The following is a 20,506-nucleotide window of genomic DNA, read 5'->3' on the forward strand; positions in this document are numbered from 1 at the left end:
CGACGAGCGCACTCCCATTCACCAACATTCCATTTGTCTGCGCCTGAGATGGCCGCGCTTTCGCGGCTGCCTCCGCCGCATCAACGCGAGATGCTTGCGATGAAGCTAGCCGAGTTCAAGAAGGCAGGTCACTGGCCGACACTGCTTGCCGCGTTCCTGTACTTCGACATCAGTTTCATGGCGTGGGTCGCGCTCGGACCGCTGATCGTCTACATCGCGCGAGACATGAATCTGGCCGTGAACGAGAAGTTCACCCTGGTCGCCATTCCCGTGCTGGCCGGCGCGCTGCTGCGCGTGCCGATGGGCATTCTCGCCGACATCATCGGCGCCAAGCGTACCGGCATCATCGCCCAGCTCGTCGTGATCGCCGCGACTGCTGCGGTGTGGCACTTCGGGCTGACCAGCAAGCTCGCGATCGAGCTGTTCGGGCTTGCGCTCGGCGTCGGCGGCGCCTCGTTCGCCGTCGCCCTGCCCCAGGCGAGCCGCTGGTATCCGCCGCAATATCAGGGCGTGGTGATGGGGATTGCCGGTGCCGGCAATATGGGCGTCGTGCTCGACACACTGCTCGCGCCGACCATTGCCGAGCATTGGGGCTGGCAGGCCGTGTTCGGCTGCCTGCTTATTCCGATGCTGATGGTGCTCGCCTATTACGCGGTCGCAGCCAAGGACGCGCCGGGCGAGCGCAAGAAGGTCTCGCTGCAGGCCTACGGCGCACTGCTGAAGGATTCCGACAGCCGCTGGTTCATGTTCTTCTACTTCATCACCTTCGGCGGCTTCGTCGGCCTCGCCAACGCGCTGCCGCTCTATTTCACCGTGCAGTATCATGTCTCCGGCGTCGCGGCGGGCATGCTGGTCGCGCTGATCGTCGCGTTCGGCTCGGGATTCCGTCCCGTCGGCGGCATGATCGCCGACCGGATCGGCGGCATCCGTTCGCTGTCGATCCTGTTCGGTGTCGTGGTCGCGGCCTATCTCGTCATTGCCTTCATGCCGGAGGGCCCGACGGCGCCGACGCAGGCCGGCTGGGCGTTGACGGAACTGCCGCGCATCGCCTGGATCTCGGTGCTGCTGTTCTCGATCGGCGTGCTGGCGCTCGGCATGGGCAACGGCGCGGTGTTCCAGCTGATCCCGCTGCGCTTCCGTCACGAGATCGGCCTGATGACCGGGCTGGTTGGCTGCGCCGGCGGCGTGGGCGGCTTCTTCCTCGCCCAGACGCTCGGCGCCGCCAAGGGCATGACCGGCGGCTTCGGCGCCGGCTTCCTGTTCTTCGGCGGGCTGGCGTTGCTTGGCTTCATCGGACTTGCCATGGTCAAGGTTCGCTGGCGCACCACTTGGGGCGCGGTATCGGGAGCGCGCGTCTGAGGACTCCGCTCCGCAACGTGACGGGGCCCGGACGTGGCGAACGGTTCGCAACGGGACTTGGGGGTGCGCGTCGGCTTTGCCAGCGAGACCGGCAAGCGCGCCGCCAATGAGGATTATGTCGCGGCCTGCTTGGGCCAGCCGGGCACGCTGCATCGCGATGTGGTCGCCGCGGTCGCCGACGGCGTCGGCGGCCACAAGGGCGGGCGCGAGGCCGCGGAGGTTGCGGTCCGCAGCTTCATCGACGCCTATTATTCGTTGCCCGAGACGCTCGGTGTCCGCCGCCGCGCCGCGCGGGCGCTGGAAGCCGCCAACAGCTGGATCTACGGCCAGGGCCGCGTCGATGCCGCGCGCAGCGGCATGGCCTGCGCGTTCTCCTCGATCATCCTGTCACGGCGACAATGCCATGTGATCCATATCGGCGACACCCGTGCCTATCGCCTGAGCGACGGCCGCCTGGAACGCCTGACGCAGGACCATATCGCCGGCCGCGGTGACCTCGCCCACATGCTGAGCCGCGCCATCGGTTTCGAGGAGTTCGCCCGCTTCGACTACACGTCCCTCGGGCTCCGGCAACATGATCGCCTGCTGATCTGCAGCGACGGGGTTCACGGCGCGCTCGGCGATTTGCGCCTCCAGCAATTGCTGGAGGAACGCACGCCGCCTGACGAGTCCGCGCGCAGCATCGTCGACGCCGCCCTCGCGGCCGGCAGCAGCGACAACACGACCGCACTGGTGCTCGACGTCGTCGACCTGCCGCCGGCGGACCGCGACGATCTCACCCACGCGATCGCGACGCTGCCGATCCTCGATTTGCCGGTGACCGGCGATACGATCGACGATTTCAGCCTCGGCGACGTCTTGTCCGACGGGCGCTACAGCCGCCTGTTCAAGGCGATCGACAAGCGCGCCGGCCGCGAAGTGGTGCTGAAGTTTCCACATCCGCGGGTCGCGAGCGAAGGCTCCTACCGCCTCGCCTTCGTGCGCGAGGCCTGGGTCGCCGCGCGTGTGCGCAGCCTCTGGATCGGCGAAATCATCGAGGTGCCGGCGGAGCGGCAGACCAGGCTCTATTCGGCGATGCCGCTCTACGAGGGCGAAACACTGGAGCAGCGGCTTGGCCGCGCGCCGCGGCTGTCGCTCACCGACGGCATCGCGATCGCAACCAAGCTGGTGCGCGCGGTCACCGCGCTGCACCGCGCGGGCATCATCCATCGCGACATCAAGCCGGACAACGTGATCTTGCTGAAGGACGGCGGGTTGCGCCTTGTCGACCTCGGCGTCGCGCGGGTGCCGCTGCTGGAGGATTTTCCCGCCGAGGACATTCCGGGCACCGCGAGCTACATGGCGCCCGAACTGTTCGGCGGCAAGGCCGGTGACGAGGCCTCCGACCTGTTCGCGCTCGGCGTCACGGTCTATCGCATGTTCACCGCGAACTATCCGTTCGGCGAGATCGAACCGTTCTCGCGGCCTCGCTTCGGCAAGCCGGCGCCGCTATCGCGCTACCGGCCGGACCTGCCGGCCTGGCTCGACGCGGTGATCGGCAAGGCGCTCAGCGTCGACCCCGCGCAACGTTTTGGCGACGCCATCGAGTTCGCGCACGAACTGGAAAACGGCGCGACCTGGGCCGGCCCCGCCGTCACCACCCGCAAATCGCTGCACGACCGCGATCCCGTGACCTTCTGGAAGGTGCTATGCGCGATCCTGGCCCTGATCGTCGTGGTGCTGCTGGCGCGGCATTAGACTAGCTCCGTCATGCCCGGCCTTGTGCCGGGCATCCACGTCTTCGCTGCAATCGCGTAAGAAAAGACGTGGATGGCCGGGACAAGCCCGGCCATGACGAAAAGAAAGAGAGTCATTTTAGATCAGTTAGGCAGCTGAAATTTGGCTATTTCAGTTTGCAGCTCAGGGCCCGGCGCGGCGGATCGTGATGCGGGTCTCGTCGGTCATGTCCTTGAGCTCCTTGTTCGGCTCGCGGTAGAGATGGCGCTCGATCTCGACCTTGCGGCCGTCGATCGTCTTGGTGCATTTCTCGTCGACAAATACGCCGCCGACCTCCTGCTTGTCGGCGCCCGGCTGTGCCTTGGAACAGGTCCAGCCGTCCTCGCCATAGCGCGACCTCGCCTGCAGGCCGAGCAGGAAGGCCTTCTTGCGCAGATAGAGCCGCGCCTTCGGATCGGTCTCGATCATCAGCGCCGCGATCTTGGCGTCCTTGTCGATCATGACGGTGAGGATCGCGGGATGGCCGCCGACCATGGTGCCTTCCCGCCCACTCTCGCGATCGTACTCGAAGCGGATGCCGCGCAGCTGGTCCGGTCCGGCCTGGCAAGCCTGCCATTGCGCCCAGTCAGCCAATCTGTGGGTCTTCTCGCCGACGCAAGTCAGGTTGATGTAGCCCGCGTCCGGCACGCTGCTGATCGCCATTCCGACGCTGATGTCGCGCAGGTCTCCCGCGGTCGCCATCGCCGGCACCGCTGCCGTGACGGTGACAGCGAAGACCAAGCCACGGATTGCCGATCTTTGCTTGCTCATGGCTTTGCCTTCTCGCTCTGGCCGGACGGCGCGGCGGCGTGGCCGGCCTCCTTGTAGACGTTGCAGACCCGCGAGCCATCGCCGAAGAACGCGATGCATTCATCGTAGGTCGGCTCGCCCTTGCCCTTGACGCGGGCAAGCACGTAATCGGCGACGGCTTCGATTTCGTTCGGCCGCAGGAACACATTCGCTTCGGGCGGCATGCGGTCCGCGACGTCCTGCCGGGTCATCTCGTAGCATTTCGTGGTGTCGTAGGAGCCGCGCACGAAGAACGGCATGCCGGTGCCCGGCCGGCCGCACGTCACGGTCTCGATGATCTGCTCGCGGGTCAGCTCGGTCTTGCGCAGCGACAGCGCGTCGCCGCCATAGCCGCCGCCGCCATTGCCGTGCCATTTGTGGCAGCCGACGCAATTGCCGCGCTTGAACACCGCCTTGCCCGCATCGGTCGGATCGCTCGCCGACTGCGGTTGCGCGGTACCGATAAATCCCATCACCAGCGCGCAGCCGAGCCACGCGCCAACCAGCGATATTTTTTTCATTCGTCTTGTTTCTTGTCTTTCTCGGCCAAATCGACGCGGGAGGCCTCGGTGAGAGGCCTCCCGCGCTGCGACGTCAAAGGGCGAACACGTAGAGCATCGAGCCTGGCTGCATCCGCTTCAGCTCAGGCGTGGCATCGATGAACCACTTGTCCCAGGCACCGCCGAGGCCGACCAGGATCGCGACATACTGCTTGCCGTCCACCGAGAACGTCATCGGAGGCGCATTGACGCCGCCGCCGGTGTTGAACTGCCAGAGCTGCTGCAGCGATTTCGCGTCATAGGCGATCACCTCGCCGGACGGCTGTCCGGAGAACACGAGGTCGGGCGTCGCCAGGATGCCGCCGAGGTTCGGGAATTCGGTCTCCGCCTTCCCTGCCACCTTGCCGGTGGTGACGTCGATTGCGGTGACGCTGCCGGTGATCTTGACCGGCTGGCTCGGTCCGCCGCCCGTGAAGAACTCGCGCTTCTTCAACTTGTCCGGCGTCGTCTCCTCGACCGTAATCCGGTTGCAGCTCTCGATCACCGGGATGTACCAGAGCTTCAGGTTCGGATTATACGCGGTCGGCGGCCAGTTCTTGCCGCCCATGTTGCCGGGGCAGATGTCCGTCACCTTGTTGGTGCGGCTTGGCGTCACCGCAGCGTTGTAGCGCTGCACGCCCTGCTTCGGATCATACTCCACCGGCTTGCCGGATTCGGGGTCGAGACCCTTGGTCCAGGTCACCTTCTTGACAAACGGCAGACCCCAGATGAACTTGCCGCTGTTGCGGTCGATCGCATAGGCAAAGCCGTTGCGGTCGGCCTCGAGCGCGAGCTTCTGCGTCGTGTTGTTCGGACCGGGGACGTCGACCAGCACGTTCTCCGCCACGCTGTCATAATCGTAGGGATCGTTCGGCGTGTGCTGGTAGTGCCACTTGATCTTGCCGGTGTCGGCATCGAGACCAAGCGAGGAGTCGGTGTAGAGGTTGTCGCCGGGCCGATACTCGTTGTCCCAGTCCGGTCCGGGATTGCCGACGCCCCAGACGATGGTGTTGGTCGAGGGGTCGAAGCTGCCGGTGACCCAGGTCGATCCGCCGCCGCTCGCCTTGGCGTCCTTGTCGTCCTTCCAGGTCTCGTGACCCGCCTCGTCCTTGCCCGGGATCGTGTGGGTGCGCCACACTTCCTTCTGGCTCTTCAGGTCGGTCGCCGCGATCCAGCCGCGAATGCCGTATTCGGCGCCGGCCACGCCCGTGATCGCCATGTCCTTGACGATCAGCGGTGCGCCGGTGATCACCTCGCCCTTGTCGGGATCGGCGACCTGGCGCTGCCAGGCGACCTGCCCGGTCTCCTTGTTGGTCGCGATCAGGCGGCCATCGAGCGTGTGCGAGACGACGAGGTTGCCCCACAATGCGACGCCGCGGTTGTCGACGCCGCAGCAGGCGACTGCGCCGGCCCAGTCATGGTCGGTCTTCGGATCCATCTTCCAGAGCAGCACGCCTTTGCCGCCATGCGCATCGATCTTGTAGACCGAACCCCAGCCGTCGGTGACGTACATGAAGCCGTTCTCGACGATCGGCGTCCCCTCCAAGCCGCCATGCGACCAGATTCCGCCGCCCTCGACGCCGCCGAGATGCATGGTCCAGGCGACCTTGAGGTTCTTGACGTTGTCCTTGTTGATATCGGCCAGCGACGAGAAGCGCGTCGCCGAATAGTTCTTGTGGTGGTGCAGCCAGTTGCCTGCTTCCTTGTCAGCATTGAGCAGACGGTCCTGGCCGACATCGTCGGCGAGCGCGAAAGAGCTTGCGAAGGTCGCTGCGGATGCTACTGCCGCGGCGAGCATATGTGACTTTACCCAATTCAACCTTGTCATGAGTTCATTTCCTCCGGATCTAGCATTCTTCATTGATCGAACCGCCCGTCACACACGGGCGATCACGCGAGAAGCCTTGAGTCCCGGCGCATGGCTGTGCACCACCCGCCGTCTTGTTGAGTCACTTGTGTGAGGTCACTTCTGGACCTGTACCTCCGTCTCGATGGTGCCTGCTTTCTGAAAAACGATCGCGCATTTGAAGGTCTCGCCCGGCGTGAGCGCCTGACGCATCTGCAGCAGCATGACGTGATAACCGTCACGCTTCAGCTCGAGCATCGCCTTTGCCGGCACTGGTATATTGGATATCGAGCGCATCGCCGGTGCGCCTTCGCCGCGATCCACAGTATGACGCTCGGAAAAATTCGCAACCGGGCAGCGGACACGAAGCAGCGCATCGGCGCTGTCGGCCTCGTTCTTGATCGTCATCGTCAAGGGAAGGTCCCCGCCCGCTTTGTCGACCGCCGGCACGCGCGCGTCCACAATCTGCAAGGACTCGTTCGCGGCGGCGTTATGCATCACTCCGAACGTGCTGATCAGGCAGAATAATGGCAACGCGATCCATGATCGGCACGCAACGGCGCAATGCAACTCCCGCTCGAACGACATCAAGTTCTCTCCCAACATGATTTTTGCAGCATTGTTTCATGCTTCGTCGTGCGCTGCCAGCAATAGATCGCGAACGCTGCATCAACGCGATTTTGGGCACGCATAGCGGCCATGCTAACTTCCTGCGCATGAGTGCTCTCGATAAACTTCCGCCGGCACAGCGCGACGCAGCACATGCCGCACTGCGTCAGGTGATCGGCACCGCAGCGATCGAGGCCGTCACATCGGTCTCGGGCGGCGCAACGTCGGCGCAATTGTTCCGGATCGATGCAGGCGGCGAGAATTATTTGCTCCGAATCGAAGGAATGCCGAGCCCGCTGCGCAATCCGTTTCAGTATGTGTCGCTCAGGATCGCCGCCGAGGCCGGCATCGCGCCGCGACTCCATTATGTCGACGAGGCCTCGCGCGTCGCGGTGATGGATTTTGTGCAGCGGCAGCCGCTCGGCCGCTATCCCGGCGGCCTGCCGGCGCTGGCGAAGGCGCTCGGCGAATTGCTGGCGCGCCTGCAGGCGACGCCGACCTTTCCCGCTTTCGTGCGCTACCCCGACATCGTGGCCCGGCTCTGGGCCCATGTCGGCCGCACCGGCCTGTTCGCGCCCGGCGTGCTTGACCGTTGCAACGCGCATCTCGCGCGCATCCGCGCGGCCTATGCCTGGGATGAGGTCAACTCGGTGTCGAGCCACAACGACTCGCTCCCCGCCAACATCCTGTTCGACGGCAACAGGCTCTGGATGATCGACTGGGAATCCGCCTATCGCACCGATCCGCTGGTCGACCTCGCGATTGTCGGCGACAGCTTGGCGCGGACGCCGGAGCTGGAAAGCATTTTGCATCGTGCCTGGCTCGGCCGCCGGCTCGACGAGGCGCGGCGCGCACGGCTCGCACATGTCCGCGCGCTCACCCGGCTCTACTACGCCGGCGTGCTGCTCAGCGCATCGGCGACGGCGCCGCGCACCGTACCCGATACGAGCCTTGCGGCACCGACGCTTGCCGAGCTCTCAGAGGCCACACGCGCCGGCCGGCTCAAGGCCGGCACGCCGGCGGCCAAGCATGTGCTGGGCAAGATGTTCGTCGCCGCGTTCCTGACCGAAATCGCGACGCCCGGCTTCGATCTTTCGGTCTGACGTTCACCCCGGCGGATCGAACGTCGACGGAAAGAACTGCGGCGCAGCTCACTGCGGCACCGGGTGCAGCCTTGCGAGCTGGTCGAGCGACAATTCGGCCTCGCGATCGCTCAGGGGAAAACGCACGATCACGTCCTGACGCGCCAGCTGGCCCCACAGCGCATCCGACGACCATTTCTGCGGCTCGGGTCCGCGCGGACCGTCGACCCAGATGAAATACCATTCCGCCATGGACGCGACCAAAGCTCCTCGCCGGAACATTGGTCCTTCGCCGGCCAATCCGCAACGCCCGATTTCGTGCGCGGCGCGACAGGTGGGGCTATTCGTACGGCGTGCCGTCCTTGTGCAGGAAGCGGCCGTCGGAGCTCGGGCTCATCATGTCGATGTCGGAGCAGGTGATAACGTCGGCGCGCGAGCGCGAGCCGACCTCGAGATAGGTCGCCGTCATCTGCGACCTGTTGATCAGATGATGCCCGTTGCCGGAGTTCTTCGGAAACGCCGCGCAATCGCCGGCCCGCAGCACCATCTCGCCGCCGTCTTCCACCAGTACCACTTCGCCTGCGAGCACATAGACGAACTCGTCCTCATCCGAATGCCAGTGGCGCTGGCTCGACCAGTTGCCGGGCGGCAGCCGCATCAGGTTGACGCCGAAGTCGGCGAGCCCGCCGGCATCACCTAGACGCTGTCGCACCCGCTCGGCGCACGGCGCCGCGAACTCCGCCGGATAGCCGGTCCCCTTGCGCTCCGGGACGTTTGCAAGGTCGACCTTGGGCATGGCGTCTCTCCGGCGGTTGGCGGGCGAACGAGCGATCGGGCCGACTGCAATTGGTTTCATGGAAGGCGGCAGCGAGGAGGTTCCGCGGTCAGCCGCCAAATCGCTTCACCAGTTTTGAACCTTTGGCCGTGCTTATCTGCTGACCGGTCAAATCGCTTCCCACGCTCAATCCCTTCGTCATCAAGTTGCTGCGCAGGGCGGCCTGCTTCTCATCGGCGTAATCTACGTCGACGTGGTCGAGACTCATCAAATGCCCAAGTTCATGGGCCCACGCGCGTCCGTTGGCAAAGTCATTGCCATACCATTGGACAAAGCTTGCCGGCTCGGGATCGCTATGAAGATACGAGCCGCCACCAGCCGAGAGATTGACTATCGGATTGACGAGATAGATGTGGACCGCATTGTCGGGAGCATGCCGGAAACTGAGAACATCCAGCACGCGCTGATCATTGTTGCGCGCGCTCTTCGCCATATCGAGCGGCTTATCTTCCACGTAATCATTGATCACGAACGCGATCTTGGCCCTCGCCCAGATCTTATTGACTACATCCAGTGCCTTTTTGGCGGTCTCGCCAGTCCATTTTTGCGGCTCGGCGACACCTTTCTCGGCAAATGGCGTAATGTAGATTTTCAGCGGAATAGACATGTGCGTCTCCAGAGATTTCGACGACACCTGCGGTGGGCGTCCACACGTCGACGTCCGGATCCCGAGGACGCAGATTTCGATTCTTCGGGACTCGCACGTCTCAGCTCGAACGGATCGGCGTTGCTTCCAGATAGACGCAGTTCGCGCTCCTATGGAAGAGGCCCGAGGCTGCGACAAACGGCCGAGACGAACGGGCTGAACCTTGTCGACGCCACCGAGACTAACAACGCGGCCGTCACACGCTGACGATCTGGCACGAGAATCGCTTGAGCATGCGAGTTCAATTCCGAGATCACTATCGAGAGATGGAACTTCGCTTGGCGAAGCCCAGGCGGATGCCGGCGCTGCCAGCCATTCCGACGCCAAAGATAAAAAGCAGCTATTTCAATATCTTACAGGTCGATTGACATTTGTTCGGCCGTGCACCACCGGCCCTACACGCTTCGGTGTATCCTTGAACAATCTCGCTGCCCCGAACGACAACATCAGGAATGGATTGGACTCAAGTTTGTTCTCTACGGAGGTATGCCGGCGCCCGTAACGCTTGACGCAGTGGAGTTTGCGCGCGGCCACCTTCGATAAAGCTGCCGTTGTTTCGAGCCGATTTTTGGACGTTCGCCATGCGCTACACGCTCCTCCGAGTTCTTGTTGTTCTTGCTGCTTCGGTTCTCCTGGCGTCTCAGCCAGCCTGGGCAACGAAGCGAGTGGCTTTGGTGGTCGGCAATTCGAACTATCAAAATGCGCCACTACTTCCGAATCCTGCCAATGATGCCACCGCTATCGCCGCGACCTTGAAGGGCGCCGGGTTCGATTTGGTGGAGTCTCGGCTGAACCTGACCTCGAGCGACATGCGGCGGGCACTGAGGGATTTCGCCGATCAAGCCCGCGATGCGGACATCGCCATCGTCTACTATGCAGGTCACGGAATCGAGATCGACGGGACGAATTATCTGATTCCGACGGATGCAAGGCTTGAACGCGACACTGATATCTATGACGAGGCTTTCTCGCTCGATCGCGTCCTGCTGGCCATCGAGCCCGCCAAGCAGCTCCGCGTCGTGATCGTTGATGCCTGCCGCAACAATCCATTCGCCGACACCATGAAACGAACCGTCGCTTCGCGCGCGATCAGCCGTGGGCTCGCTCGGGTAGAACCCGCCGTATCCAATACGCTGATCGCGTTTGCGGCGAAGGCCGGACTGACCGCGCTCGACGGCAACAGCACGAACAGTCCCTACGCGACAGCGCTGGTGAAATATATCGCAAAGCCTGGACTGGACCTGCGCAGGGCTTTCGGCTTCGTCCGCGATGATGTCTTGCAAGCGACCGGCAACCGACAGGAGCCATATGTTTACGGCTCACTGGGCGGTGAGGACGTTGCCCTCGTGCCAAAGGCAGAAGAGCCGGCGCCGCCGCCGGCTAACGCCTCGTCGGAGATTCGTCGCGACTACGAATTGGCCCTGCAACTGGGTAACAAGGCCGCTATGAGCGCGTTCCTCGCCCAGCACCCCGACGGCTATTACTCAAATCTGGCCAAGCTTCAGCTCAATCAGATCGACGCGGAGGACGCGCGCGTTACCGCCACCCGGAAAGCGCAGGAAGCAGAGCAGCAGAAGGCTCGGCTTGCGTCCGAAGGTGCCCAGCGAGCGGAGCAGGAAAAGGCGGCCGCAGAATTCAAGGCCGCGGAGGATGCCCGTATCGCGGCAGAAAGAACAAAGCAGGCGGCGCAGGACCAAGCTGCCGAGGCTGAACGGAAGCGGACCGCATCCCAAACCTCAACGGTCGCCATGCTTTCCGCGAACGGACCTGTGCCCGACAGCGCCAAGACGGACAATTCTGCACCCGCAGCCCCTTCCCAGAATAGCGAGGGCGCGAAAGTGGCCGTCTTGAACACGGCGCCGCCGCTGGAGGATCTTGCCAAATCGGTGCAGAGCGAGTTGAGCCGGGTTGGCTGTTTCACAGGCTCCATCGACGGTGAGTGGAACGCGGCCTCGCGTCGCTCCCTGACCCTGTTCAACCGGCACGCCGGAACCAAATTTGACGCCAAGCTTGCAAGCCTCGATGCGCTCGATGCGATCAAGCTGAAGCCGGCCCGGGTTTGCCCGCTGATCTGCGAACACGGCTACAAAGCCGACGGCGACCAGTGCCGCAAGATCACCTGCGCCGAAGGCTCGTTCCTGAACGAGGACAACGAATGCGAGAAGCGGCGCGGGAAAAAGCCGGTGGCGAAGCGCAACACGGATGAGCGCCCGTCGCGCGCCGATCGTCCGGTCCGCGAGAGGCCCGAGCCGCAAGCCGACACTCCCCGACGACAGGCGACTGCGAGACCCTCGGGTGGCAGCGGCCAGATCGTGTGTGATGCTTATCTATGCCGCCCGGTCCGTCGCGGATGTCATCTCGATTACCGTGGCGGCGGAGGTCCCGGCGGCGGTACCGGCAATGTTGAGGTCTGCAACTAGGACGGCCACGGCGGCGCGCTCGAGATCGGGCCGCCGTCTCCTCCGCAATCGGTCATGCCCGGGGGCAACGGAGCCAAACCGCAGGGCCCTGCATGCAAGAAGCCGAACAGCAGCCTCCGCCACAAGGATATTCACCACATGATCGCGCGCGACGGCCTCCTCAACCGCCCGAGTAGCCGGAGCAACGCGATCGCTTACCTACTTGATGGAGTATGATTTGATGTCGAACGACCAATTGTTCGGCAACAGTCTTCCGCCGCCGCTGTCCGGTATCCGCAGCTGACTGGTCCAATCCGACAGATAGCTCAACGTGTCGGCCGGCCCCTGAAGCTTGCGCTGAATGTCCGGCAGATCGAGCAATTGCACGCGTCGCTCGCTCAGGATCGCAACGATGACGGCGGACCCGGCCGGCGGCGCGACGACATATTCAAATCCACGTTGCTGTGCCGCCGGGGTCGGAACGATGAATTGGACGCCAGGCTTGACAAGATTCATGTCGGGTCCGACCGACTGCGCCAATAGCTCGGCAGTCGGGAAGATCTGGGACATCCGCCCGTCCGCATCAACATCCACCAGCATCAGATAGCCCGGCTTCCTGGCGGTTACGCCGAATGACACCTTGCCGCCAATGTTGACGGTTGGACCCGGCAGGATTTCAAGCGCCACGCCGGCGGCATTTGCCGGGCCGCGCGGGGCCTGTACGCGCCAGAGCAACGGAGCATTCGTCGCACCTGCCGATGGAGCGGCCGATGGCGGCGGCGTCGCCCACGCGGCCCCGCCTCCTGCCAGCAGCAGCACGATCGCGAACCAGGATTGCTTGCGGGAAACCAGTTTCGCTGGCGACATGACCGGCTGTCACAGCTTCGTCAGGGAACGCTGAAAAAGCCGATTGACGCGATCCGCGCGTCCGCCGGCAGGTAGCGCTCCAGACTCTTGATCACCTGCCCCGAGGCACGGCGCCGGTTGAGCTGCATCAAGACCGTCTCCAGATCAACCATCCGCTGCTGCGAGGTTACCGCGACGATCTGCTCGGCGCCAAACGGCTCGCCTACCCGAAGAGGCAGCCGCAGATTTGCTGACCGAGCCATCGCGGCATCGGAACCCACCGGATACAGCATCTGGATGGTTCCATCACCGGACACGTTGAATAGCAGCACCGCCCGCGAACCGACGTCGGACAATTCGACCTCGACGGTCTGTCCGCTGCGCTGCTGTCGGTCATCCGGCCAAATACGCATCAGCTGCGGCGACTGCGTCGCCATGCGCTTCAGCTCCCGAATTGCCGCGGTTCGGTTGACCACTGTCGTCAAACCGCCAACGTCGACGCCATAGGCGACCACGTCGCCCCAGGCGATCACATCATGGGATACGGGGTCCCAGATCAGGTCGGGATTATCAGTCGGTTGAACGGCCTGCACGCTGGCGTCCTGCGGCTTGACGCTGGTGAAATAGCCCATCTTGCCGTCAAGCGCTGCCAAGCGGATCGGCGTGGTGAGGCGGAAGGGTGGCAGTGCGGCACTGGGCGCAGCCGGGGCGGTCGCAGCGGCACTGGTTGGAGCGGTTTGCGACTTGGCCGTAACGGCCGGCGGCGCAGGGGTCTGCTTCTCGGCGGACGCGACGGTAGCGACCTGGCCGGAGGCAGCTCTCGCCGCCGTCCCCTGGATCAGCACCACGCCGCGGGTCAGTTCGAACGCGACCTCGGTTTCCGGCATCTGTGCCGGCGACGATACCGTCACGATATTCTGGCGCTGGTCGGACAGTTGATAGACCACCTGCCGAACATTGCTGAAAAGCTCTTTCAGGGTCACCTTGCCATCATGATTGATGTCCGCGTTGCCCTCCACGGCGCGCGCAACGGCATAACTCAGGGCGCCGCGCAGGCCATCGATCCCCGGAATCCGCACTTCCGGCGCCTTGGTGTGCCGATCGACCGCGGCGATGAACGCGGTGTGGTCGAGATCGAGTTCGGACTTCGGGTCGTCGCTGCTCGACACCGGCTTCAATTCATCGACCAGCAGCGTGTAGCGGGGCACCTGCCGAAAACTCATCTCAGCCGCCCGCGGATCGATATCGCGCACCATTCCGCCGCCATGGCAGGTATCCGCGACGAAAATCACCCTTGCGCCGCGCAATTCGAACTGCCGGATGAAATGGTTGAATTCGCTTCCCAGAATGCGCTCGACCGACCCGGCGGGCGTGGTCGCGAATTCAGGCAGCAGGAACACGTTCTCCATTCCGTCCGGTTCGGAGCCCTTGATCCGCTCCGGCTCCTGCGTGCCGTGGCCTGCGATCGACAGGAAGACGAGATCGTTGCTCTTGGTCCGCTCCACCAGTGAGCTGATCTCGCGCAGCACGCTTGCCCGGTCGGCCTGTGCGTTGGTCAGCTCGACCACGTCGCTGACGCCCATGGTCCTCAGGCTCGACACGATGTCATTGGCGTCGGCGACCGCGCCCTTCAATTTGCGTACATGCTGGTAGTCGTCGATCCCGATGACGAGCGCCCGGAGCGCCGCACCGTCGGGATTGCTTATCGACAGTTCACCCGCCGCATGCGCGCGCTGGAGTTGCAGGCCGATCAACGCGGCGAGCAGGATGGCGGCACACAGCCAACCGGTCCTTCGATCAAAGCCCCTGAGCGTTCGCATCGCGATCCACCTCGATATCAAGCAGGTCCGCCCTGGAACCGCACCGGCAAGGCAGAGCGGCAGGAATGCCGTCCGGACCTCCCGAAACCAGCGCGCAGGCGGTGATCCATGTTCATCTGTAGCCTTGGCAAGACCTCAGGTTCAGCGCCGTTTGTTCGCCGTCTTGCGGCCTGTCGGCGCCTCGGTCTCCTGATAGGCGTTCGCGGAAACGGTCGTCTGATCGTCTGCGAACGCCCGAAAGCGGACCGGAACGTAACCGCGCGCAAGCAGGCTCGCGAGCGGGTAGACGTTGCGGCAGACCCGACCGTTGCAGCCACCCGTCGAGGATTCCATGACCTCGGCCTTGCGATCCGGGGTGAACCGCAGGAACAACATCACGTGGGAACCCGGTTTGTTCAGGGCGTCACCAGGCTTGAGGTCCCAGGGGTTGGTCACCGGCGCGGCGATCGCGGGAATGGCAGCGGTCGTGTAATGGACGGAAAGTCCCCACGTGGCACTGACGAACGCCGAACAGTCGACACCCGCCACATCCGGCCGTGGCTCGTTACGGGTGCAGACATTGCCCGCCAGGGTCCCGCCGTCGATCCGCTGCCGGAAATTCGCGAGCGAACCGTGGCAGCCCCAGCAATAGGGCACACCCCGCACTTCCTGGTTTACCTTGCCCTGCAGATACCACGGCCGGCGAATACGGCTGAAACCGGAGCATTGGCTGTCGGGGTCGCTGCCGTAGTTCGCCGGTGTCAGCTTCCACTGGATGCCCTCAAAGGCGAAGGCCGTCTCGATCGCCTGCTGACGATTGGACGGCCGCACGGCGGCGGTCGCATTGAACTTGATATCCGGCCGCGCCGCCGCCGGCGCGGCCGCCGTGCGCGACGGCCTGACGTCAATGACGGATACCTTCCCCAGGGGGCGGAAGCCGACACCAACCACCTCGACGCCATCCGGCTTGGTACGCAGAAAATAGACGTCGCCGTCGCCCGAGACGGTGACGAACCGCCGGGTCACGGGCGTGTTCTCCAGCGGCAGCTCGTAGATACCCTCAAGGCGTCCGTTCGCGGCATAGCGTGCGACGAAGGTGGAGGCATTCTTGCCCGACGGCGGAATGTCCTCGGCCAGCACGTAGAAGCGGTCGCTGTTGTCGATCTCGAGAAACTCCACGGTGCCGAGCTGGTTGCGGACGCGCAGGCCGAGCTGACCGATGGTCTCGTTGGAGACCATGGTCTGGATTTCGACCCGAACGCCGGCATTGCCCTTGTCGGGAATGATATCGGCGATCACCGATCCCTTGCTGCGCGAGGCGATATATTGCCGATCGGGCTGTCGCGTCGTCCTCACGATGGCCGCGCGCGTATTCTGATCCAGCAAGTCGGTCGGGCTGCTCAGCGCCTGCGAGCCCATCTGTGCGAAGGCCGAAATGGCGACCTGGTCGTCGGTTCCGCGGGATGAGACTTCCTCCAGTTGGATCTCGTCGCCGCCCAGCCCGCGTGTGGACTGTCCTGGTGCCGCCTTCAGCATTCGCACACCGCCGTCCCAAACCATGATGTCGTCGTTATGGACGACGAGGTCGGTGGGCTGGACGTCGCCAGGCATCTTCAGGATGTCGGGAGCAGTGTTCGGTTGCTTGGGGTCGAACTGCAGAATGCGGCCATTGATTTGATCGAGCACAAACAGATTTCCCTGTCCGTCAGCGCTGAGCGCTTGCGGGCCCGCGAGTTCGACGTCCTGGCTGGCCGCGACGATCCCCACCATGGATGCAGCCGAACCGCCGGCAAAGCTTCGCACGACCGCATCGTCGGCCCGTGCCCCGGTGGCCGCTATGGCAGTGCCAACGATAGAGAGCCAGATCCAGCTAGATCGACGAAGCATATCCGCCTCAATGTAACCGAACCGAATGCGGCGTCAGTCCGACTAATCCAAGACTGCCTAATCCAAGACTGCGCGAGTGCAGTGTCAATTGGTGGCGAGCAACCCCGATCCCGTTCAACTCTTTCACTGGACGGTGATAGTCCGAACTCCTTCAGCCTGCAGTGCAAAATCATGGCCAGAAACAGATTTGAGCAAGTCAGCGAAATCCAGCCCGACGCGATTACGCTGGTTTTGAGATGCGACAATGCCGGCGCCTCCGGGTCAATCGTGTTGCCGGCCGCCGCAAGCGGAGGTCGCCTGAGCAGCGACCAGGTCAGCGCCCATATGCCCGCCCAGGATGCCTTTCGCGGCGCAATCCGTCTCGCCAATGACATGAAGCTCGCGATCGTGGTTTGCGACCCCGATGGCGTCTGGAAGCCGGAATGGGGCGACCTTTATCAGGCGATCGATTGACCCGCACGGGCAGACGCTGCGGCGCCGCATGGAGGCCGGCATGGCAAATGGAGCGTTAAGCGGGCTGCCGTTGAGGTCGCGAGCCTTGATGATCGTCCTGTTGGCCGCAACCGGCTGGCCTGCGCGGGCGAACGATTCGGCAGCCGAATTGTCCATCGGCGGGCTGCAATTCGTCCGCACCAAGGACGTGGCCATGGCGAGCGAAGAGCTTCGTATCGGGCTGGACCGGGTCAGCGTTCGCTACCAATTCGTCAACCAGACGAGCAAGCCGGTTGCGCTCACTGTCGCCTTTCCGCTGCCGGACATCGACCTGTCCGAAGCCGAGAGCATTGCGCTTCCATCGAGCGATCCGGTCAACTTCGTCGAGTTCGAGACGAGGATCGACGGCAACCCGGTGCCGCTGGCCATCGACCAGCGCGCCATGGTCGGCAACAAGGATGTCACCGCCCTCCTCCGTCAGTTCAAGCTGCCTTTGCTGCCGCTCGGTGATCGGGAGATACGGGTGGCCGACCTGCCGGCGACAACCCGCACGAAGCTGATCGATGATGGCCTTCTGATGCCTGCCGGCATGAGCGACAACGGTCGCCAGCAATACACGCCCGGCTGGATAACCAGGACGTCGGCTGTTCGCGAGCAAGTGTTCCCAGCAGCGCATACCGTCACGGTCGAACATCAATATCGCCCGAGCGTCGGCTCCAGCCCTGACACGGTCCTGCGCGCGGGCCTACGTCGCAGCGCGGCGCTAGGCCCGGAGGTCGAGCGATACCGGAGAGACTATTGCATTACGGATGCGTTCCTTGCCGAATTGGACAAGCGCACAGGCGACAGCCAGGCCAATACCGCAAAACTGCAGGAGCGGCGCATTTCCTACGTGCTCAAGACGGGTGCGAACTGGGCGGGTCCAATCCGGTCCTTCACGTTGACGATCGATCCGGGCGGCGACGACCGTCTGGTCAGTTTTTGTCCAGGGCGACTCAAGCCGGCATCTGCCGACAATTCGCGGCAGTTCACGGCGAGCGACTTCAAGCCGGATGCCGACCTGAAGATCCTGATGATCGGCAAGTTCTGAACGGCAGCTCAATTGGTGAGCATCACATAGCGTCCAGCCGCGGTGATGGTCACGTTGCCGCGTTGAGCTTCGCTGGTTGCCTGCAGGAAGAATGTGTCGGCAGCCATCGGTCGCGGCTGGCGCAATGAATCCAGAACCCGCGGGGCTGCGACGGCCAACAGGAGTTGCGGACCGGTCGTACGCTCCATCGGCAGGGCAAAGGAAAGCGAATCGACGCCCGGCTTCAGGAGGTAGGACAAACTCCGCACCTCGCCGCGATCCGAGACCATGAGCAGTTCCACCACCCGGTTGGCAAAATTCTCGACGGTCCCATTGAGGGTCTCGCCGGCCTTCAGCTCCGTCGCCGACAGGTTGATGCGCGGCGCCCGCGCTTGATCGCTTCCGACCTGACTGAGGAATTTGACGGCCGGACATTGCGCCTGGTTCACCTGCCTGACGCCGACCGAAGCCTCAAATCCCTGCTCCTTTCGAAACGCCTTGTCGAAGGTATCGAACGGGGCGGTCGAGGCGCCGAAGCCTTCAATGACGGCTGCGCTTGAGCTCACGGCAACAGGCAGGATGAAGAAGCAGTCCGCCGCCCGCATACTGGGCAACATATTTGCGGATGCGCTCGGCTCGACCCGGCCCGTCGGGGGACGGAGATGGCGTCAACGTCGGCTGAGACGGCAGCTTCACCGGCTCCTGACGTGCCGGCGGTGGCGGAGCAGGCTCGCTCGTCGGCGCGGATGTCCCGGCGAGTTTCGGAGGTGGCGGCAAGGCCGCCAAGCCCGATGTCTTCCAGACAAATTTATAGAAGGTGTACCCACCGCCGCCCAGCAGAAGCAGCAGCCCCGCGACGCAAGCGCTGAGCCAGATGCGGCGAGAGTTCCGCGTGGTTGATGGCACCCGCTCCTGCTGCGCAGACGTCCCGGCTTCCGGCTTCCCCAATGGATCGAAGCCGTAGAGCGGCGCGGCGGACGGCTGCGCCGAACCCGCCGGCGTCCAGTTGGCGACTTCCGCCATGGTCGGGCGCAACGCCGGGTCCGGCTGCAGCATCCTCTCGAGAAGCGGCCTGATGCGCATGTCCACTGCGCCGAGATCGGGCACGCGCCGACGCTTCTCGACCAGCTGAAACTGGCTCCCGCCCATATCGAGCTTCTGTCCGGTCAGGGCATGGAACAGCACGAGACCAAAGCTGTAGACGTCGGATTTCGCGGTGACATCGTTGCCGTACAAGCCGACCTGTTCCGGCGACGCGTAATTGTCCTTGCCGGCGAAGCCGGAGCCGATGATGGTCTTGTCACCCATCTGCGTCGACCGGGCGATCCCGAAGTCGATAATCTTCGCCCGCCTTACATCGTCGAGCGGCACGATGATGTTATCGGGGGAGACATCGCGATGGATAATGCCGTGCTCGTGAGCGGCCTGAAGGCCCGATGCGACCCGCCGCATCAACTTGATCAGCGCTTCGAAGGTCAGCGGCCCGTCGTCGAGCATGTTCGACAGCGAGCGTCCGTTCACAAACTCCATCGCCAGATACGGGCGCTGCAGTGCGGGTTCGACCGTGAACAGGAAGTAGCGAACGATTGCTTCGTGCGGAAGATTGTGAAGCGCGGCCGCCTCCCGGCGGAACAGCGCAAGCGCCGCCTCGTTGTCGACCATGTCGGGCAGCAGCATCTTGACCGCGACGGGCGATCCGGTCTGGATCTCGCGGCATCGGTAGACCTCACCCATGCCGCCTGCCCCGATCATCGCCTCGATCTCGTAAATGCCGTTGAGCCGGGTGCCGGCCGGCACACCGCGGTAGGATGACCGAAACGGATCGTTCGCGGTCATGGTCGCGGCTCCCGATCAAGCGGCGTCCTCGTAGGCTCTGAGGATCGCGGCGCGAGCAATCGCACGATCACGATCGTGACGTTGTCGAGCCCGCCGCGATCAAGTGCGAGCGCGAGCATGTCGTCGCAGGCGGCCTGGGCAAGGCGGGTGGCCGCGTGCTGCTCGATCTCGTCGTCCCGCACGTGCCGGGTCAAGCCGTCACTGCAAATCACGAAGATGTCTTCCGGTTCGGCCGGACCGGTCACCACCTCGAGCTCAGGGTCGGCGACGACACCGACAGCCCGGGTGATGGCATTGCTCGGCCAGTCCTGGACCTCTTCGCGCGATAGCGCGCCATCGGCGATCAGCTCCTCCAGCTCGCTGTGATCGTGCGACACCTGTGTGATGCCGTGGCGGTTGATCAGGTACACCCGGCTGTCACCCGCCCAGATGCAGGCATAATGGCCGTCGCGTACGAGCAGGACTGCCGTTGTGGTCCCGACAATGGCACCCTGCCTTTCATGGCTGAGTGCCAGGATCTGCTGGTTGGCGCTGAACAGACGCGCCTCGCATTGCGCCAACAGGTCCGCCGCGGAGTCCGGCGCGCCGATGGAATCAAGCGACTCCACCACGATGCGGCTGGCAAGATCGCCCGCCTCGTGACCGCCCATGCCGTCAGCGACGGCCCACAGGCCGACGTCGGTCCTTACCAGGCACGCATCCTCGTTCCGCGCCCGCACCCGTCCGGCGTGAGTGACGCTACCGACATCGAACAAGGAGGGGACGTGTGCCATCGCGC

The 20,506-nt window shown here is 63.9% G+C and carries 19 protein-coding genes; 6 read left to right on the forward strand and 13 right to left on the reverse strand.

Annotated features, from left to right (window positions below):
- Nucleotides 1–99: 99 nt before the first annotated feature.
- Together ACVMB1_RS16720 and ACVMB1_RS16725 are read left to right on the forward strand one after the other, a co-directional pair.
- A complete protein-coding gene (locus tag ACVMB1_RS16720; protein WP_076831717.1) occupies nucleotides 100–1,359 on the forward strand; it encodes an MFS transporter in 1,260 nt (419 codons plus the stop codon).
- A 63-nt stretch (nucleotides 1,360–1,422) separates the two neighbouring features.
- Complete coding sequence (locus ACVMB1_RS16725) at nucleotides 1,423–3,096, forward strand: bifunctional protein-serine/threonine kinase/phosphatase (protein ID WP_194295395.1); 1,674 nt, start codon at nucleotides 1,423–1,425, stop codon at nucleotides 3,094–3,096.
- Between the two features lie 162 nt (nucleotides 3,097–3,258).
- On the opposite strand, the gene ACVMB1_RS16730 is transcribed toward ACVMB1_RS16725, so the two are convergent.
- From ACVMB1_RS16730 to ACVMB1_RS16745, 4 genes are all read right to left on the reverse strand, one after another.
- Nucleotides 3,259–3,885 (reverse strand): hypothetical protein, encoded by a 627-nt coding sequence (locus ACVMB1_RS16730; protein WP_076831437.1) that lies wholly within the window; start codon nucleotides 3,883–3,885, stop codon nucleotides 3,259–3,261.
- Complete coding sequence (locus ACVMB1_RS16735; protein ID WP_076831441.1) at nucleotides 3,882–4,424, reverse strand: c-type cytochrome; 543 nt, start codon at nucleotides 4,422–4,424, stop codon at nucleotides 3,882–3,884. The genes ACVMB1_RS16730 and ACVMB1_RS16735 overlap by 4 nt, the downstream gene beginning before the upstream one ends.
- A gap of 73 nt (nucleotides 4,425–4,497) precedes the next feature.
- The gene (locus tag ACVMB1_RS16740; protein ID WP_233475559.1) at nucleotides 4,498–6,270 is read right to left on the reverse strand and encodes a PQQ-dependent dehydrogenase, methanol/ethanol family; all 1,773 of its coding nucleotides are present in this window, start codon (nucleotides 6,268–6,270) and stop codon (nucleotides 4,498–4,500) included.
- A gap of 135 nt (nucleotides 6,271–6,405) precedes the next feature.
- The gene (locus tag ACVMB1_RS16745) at nucleotides 6,406–6,876 is read right to left on the reverse strand and encodes a copper chaperone PCu(A)C (protein ID WP_307720401.1); all 471 of its coding nucleotides are present in this window, start codon (nucleotides 6,874–6,876) and stop codon (nucleotides 6,406–6,408) included.
- A gap of 128 nt (nucleotides 6,877–7,004) precedes the next feature.
- Here ACVMB1_RS16745 and ACVMB1_RS16750 point away from each other — a divergent pair, with 128 nt between their 5' ends.
- Nucleotides 7,005–8,000, forward strand: a complete 996-nt coding sequence (locus tag ACVMB1_RS16750; RefSeq protein WP_076831444.1) for a phosphotransferase — start codon at nucleotides 7,005–7,007, stop codon at nucleotides 7,998–8,000.
- 48 nt (nucleotides 8,001–8,048) lie between these two features.
- On the opposite strand, the gene ACVMB1_RS16755 is transcribed toward ACVMB1_RS16750, so the two are convergent.
- The 3 genes from ACVMB1_RS16755 to ACVMB1_RS16765 form a co-directional block, all read right to left on the reverse strand.
- Nucleotides 8,049–8,231, reverse strand: a complete 183-nt coding sequence (locus tag ACVMB1_RS16755; RefSeq protein WP_168857061.1) for a hypothetical protein — start codon at nucleotides 8,229–8,231, stop codon at nucleotides 8,049–8,051.
- An 88-nt stretch (nucleotides 8,232–8,319) separates the two neighbouring features.
- On the reverse strand, nucleotides 8,320–8,775 hold the full coding sequence (locus ACVMB1_RS16760) for a cupin domain-containing protein (protein ID WP_076831446.1): 456 nt from the start codon (nucleotides 8,773–8,775) through the stop codon (nucleotides 8,320–8,322).
- A gap of 88 nt (nucleotides 8,776–8,863) precedes the next feature.
- The gene (locus ACVMB1_RS16765; RefSeq protein ID WP_076831449.1) at nucleotides 8,864–9,421 is read right to left on the reverse strand and encodes a zinc metalloprotease; all 558 of its coding nucleotides are present in this window, start codon (nucleotides 9,419–9,421) and stop codon (nucleotides 8,864–8,866) included.
- A gap of 620 nt (nucleotides 9,422–10,041) precedes the next feature.
- Between ACVMB1_RS16765 and ACVMB1_RS16770 the strand changes: the two genes are divergently transcribed.
- Nucleotides 10,042–11,880, forward strand: a complete 1,839-nt coding sequence (locus ACVMB1_RS16770; RefSeq protein WP_076831451.1) for a caspase family protein — start codon at nucleotides 10,042–10,044, stop codon at nucleotides 11,878–11,880.
- Nucleotides 11,881–12,078: 198 nt separating this feature from the next.
- On the opposite strand, the gene ACVMB1_RS16775 is transcribed toward ACVMB1_RS16770, so the two are convergent.
- The 3 genes from ACVMB1_RS16775 to ACVMB1_RS16785 all read right to left on the reverse strand — a co-directional run bounded on the left by ACVMB1_RS16775 (nucleotide 12,079) and on the right by ACVMB1_RS16785 (nucleotide 16,391).
- Nucleotides 12,079–12,678, reverse strand: a complete 600-nt coding sequence (locus ACVMB1_RS16775; RefSeq protein ID WP_229189324.1) for a DUF4384 domain-containing protein — start codon at nucleotides 12,676–12,678, stop codon at nucleotides 12,079–12,081.
- 68 nt (nucleotides 12,679–12,746) lie between these two features.
- Complete coding sequence (locus ACVMB1_RS16780) at nucleotides 12,747–14,525, reverse strand: caspase family protein (protein ID WP_076831457.1); 1,779 nt, start codon at nucleotides 14,523–14,525, stop codon at nucleotides 12,747–12,749.
- Nucleotides 14,526–14,666: 141 nt separating this feature from the next.
- A complete protein-coding gene (locus ACVMB1_RS16785) occupies nucleotides 14,667–16,391 on the reverse strand; it encodes an NHL repeat-containing protein (protein ID WP_076831460.1) in 1,725 nt (574 codons plus the stop codon).
- An 81-nt stretch (nucleotides 16,392–16,472) separates the two neighbouring features.
- Here ACVMB1_RS16785 and ACVMB1_RS16790 point away from each other — a divergent pair, with 81 nt between their 5' ends.
- Both ACVMB1_RS16790 and ACVMB1_RS16795 read left to right on the forward strand, forming a co-directional pair.
- A complete protein-coding gene (locus tag ACVMB1_RS16790; RefSeq protein WP_244558919.1) occupies nucleotides 16,473–16,844 on the forward strand; it encodes a hypothetical protein in 372 nt (123 codons plus the stop codon).
- An 88-nt stretch (nucleotides 16,845–16,932) separates the two neighbouring features.
- Nucleotides 16,933–17,913, forward strand: a complete 981-nt coding sequence (locus tag ACVMB1_RS16795) for a DUF4424 domain-containing protein (RefSeq protein ID WP_076831720.1) — start codon at nucleotides 16,933–16,935, stop codon at nucleotides 17,911–17,913.
- Nucleotides 17,914–17,921: 8 nt separating this feature from the next.
- Here the strand turns inward: ACVMB1_RS16795 and ACVMB1_RS16800 are convergent, their stop codons facing one another.
- The 3 genes from ACVMB1_RS16800 to ACVMB1_RS16810 form a co-directional block, all read right to left on the reverse strand.
- A complete protein-coding gene (locus ACVMB1_RS16800) occupies nucleotides 17,922–18,341 on the reverse strand; it encodes a hypothetical protein (protein ID WP_456848760.1) in 420 nt (139 codons plus the stop codon).
- 91 nt (nucleotides 18,342–18,432) lie between these two features.
- Entirely contained in the window at nucleotides 18,433–19,728 is a 1,296-nt protein-coding gene (locus ACVMB1_RS16805; RefSeq protein ID WP_456848762.1) for a serine/threonine-protein kinase, read from the reverse strand.
- Nucleotides 19,725–20,501: a PP2C family protein-serine/threonine phosphatase gene (locus tag ACVMB1_RS16810; RefSeq protein WP_456848764.1), complete on the reverse strand. Its 777-nt coding sequence runs from the start codon at nucleotides 20,499–20,501 to the stop codon at nucleotides 19,725–19,727. The genes ACVMB1_RS16805 and ACVMB1_RS16810 overlap by 4 nt, the downstream gene beginning before the upstream one ends.
- Nucleotides 20,502–20,506 lie beyond the last annotated feature (5 nt).

The sequence above is a fragment of the Bradyrhizobium sp. USDA 4504 genome (assembly GCF_054063995.1).

Bases quoted from the DNA above. Each gene is read 5' to 3' on its own strand.
- ACVMB1_RS16735 (WP_076831441.1), bottom strand. From the start codon at position 4,424: ATGAAAAAAATATCGCTGGTTGGCGCGTGGCTCGGCTGCGCGCTGGTG.
- ACVMB1_RS16750 (WP_076831444.1), top strand. From the start codon at position 7,005: ATGAGTGCTCTCGATAAACTTCCGCCGGCACAGCGCGACGCAGCACAT.
- ACVMB1_RS16785 (WP_076831460.1), bottom strand. From the start codon at position 16,391: ATGCTTCGTCGATCTAGCTGGATCTGGCTCTCTATCGTTGGCACTGCC.
- ACVMB1_RS16720 (WP_076831717.1), top strand. From the start codon at position 100: ATGAAGCTAGCCGAGTTCAAGAAGGCAGGTCACTGGCCGACACTGCTT.
- ACVMB1_RS16770 (WP_076831451.1), top strand. From the start codon at position 10,042: ATGCGCTACACGCTCCTCCGAGTTCTTGTTGTTCTTGCTGCTTCGGTT.
- ACVMB1_RS16765 (WP_076831449.1), bottom strand. From the start codon at position 9,421: ATGTCTATTCCGCTGAAAATCTACATTACGCCATTTGCCGAGAAAGGT.
- ACVMB1_RS16805 (WP_456848762.1), bottom strand. From the start codon at position 19,728: ATGACCGCGAACGATCCGTTTCGGTCATCCTACCGCGGTGTGCCGGCC.
- ACVMB1_RS16810 (WP_456848764.1), bottom strand. From the start codon at position 20,501: ATGGCACACGTCCCCTCCTTGTTCGATGTCGGTAGCGTCACTCACGCC.
- ACVMB1_RS16730 (WP_076831437.1), bottom strand. From the start codon at position 3,885: ATGAGCAAGCAAAGATCGGCAATCCGTGGCTTGGTCTTCGCTGTCACC.
- ACVMB1_RS16755 (WP_168857061.1), bottom strand. From the start codon at position 8,231: ATGGCGGAATGGTATTTCATCTGGGTCGACGGTCCGCGCGGACCCGAG.
- ACVMB1_RS16745 (WP_307720401.1), bottom strand. From the start codon at position 6,876: ATGTCGTTCGAGCGGGAGTTGCATTGCGCCGTTGCGTGCCGATCATGG.
- ACVMB1_RS16740 (WP_233475559.1), bottom strand. From the start codon at position 6,270: ATGACAAGGTTGAATTGGGTAAAGTCACATATGCTCGCCGCGGCAGTA.
- ACVMB1_RS16760 (WP_076831446.1), bottom strand. From the start codon at position 8,775: ATGCCCAAGGTCGACCTTGCAAACGTCCCGGAGCGCAAGGGGACCGGC.
- ACVMB1_RS16780 (WP_076831457.1), bottom strand. From the start codon at position 14,525: ATGCGAACGCTCAGGGGCTTTGATCGAAGGACCGGTTGGCTGTGTGCC.
- ACVMB1_RS16795 (WP_076831720.1), top strand. From the start codon at position 16,933: ATGATCGTCCTGTTGGCCGCAACCGGCTGGCCTGCGCGGGCGAACGAT.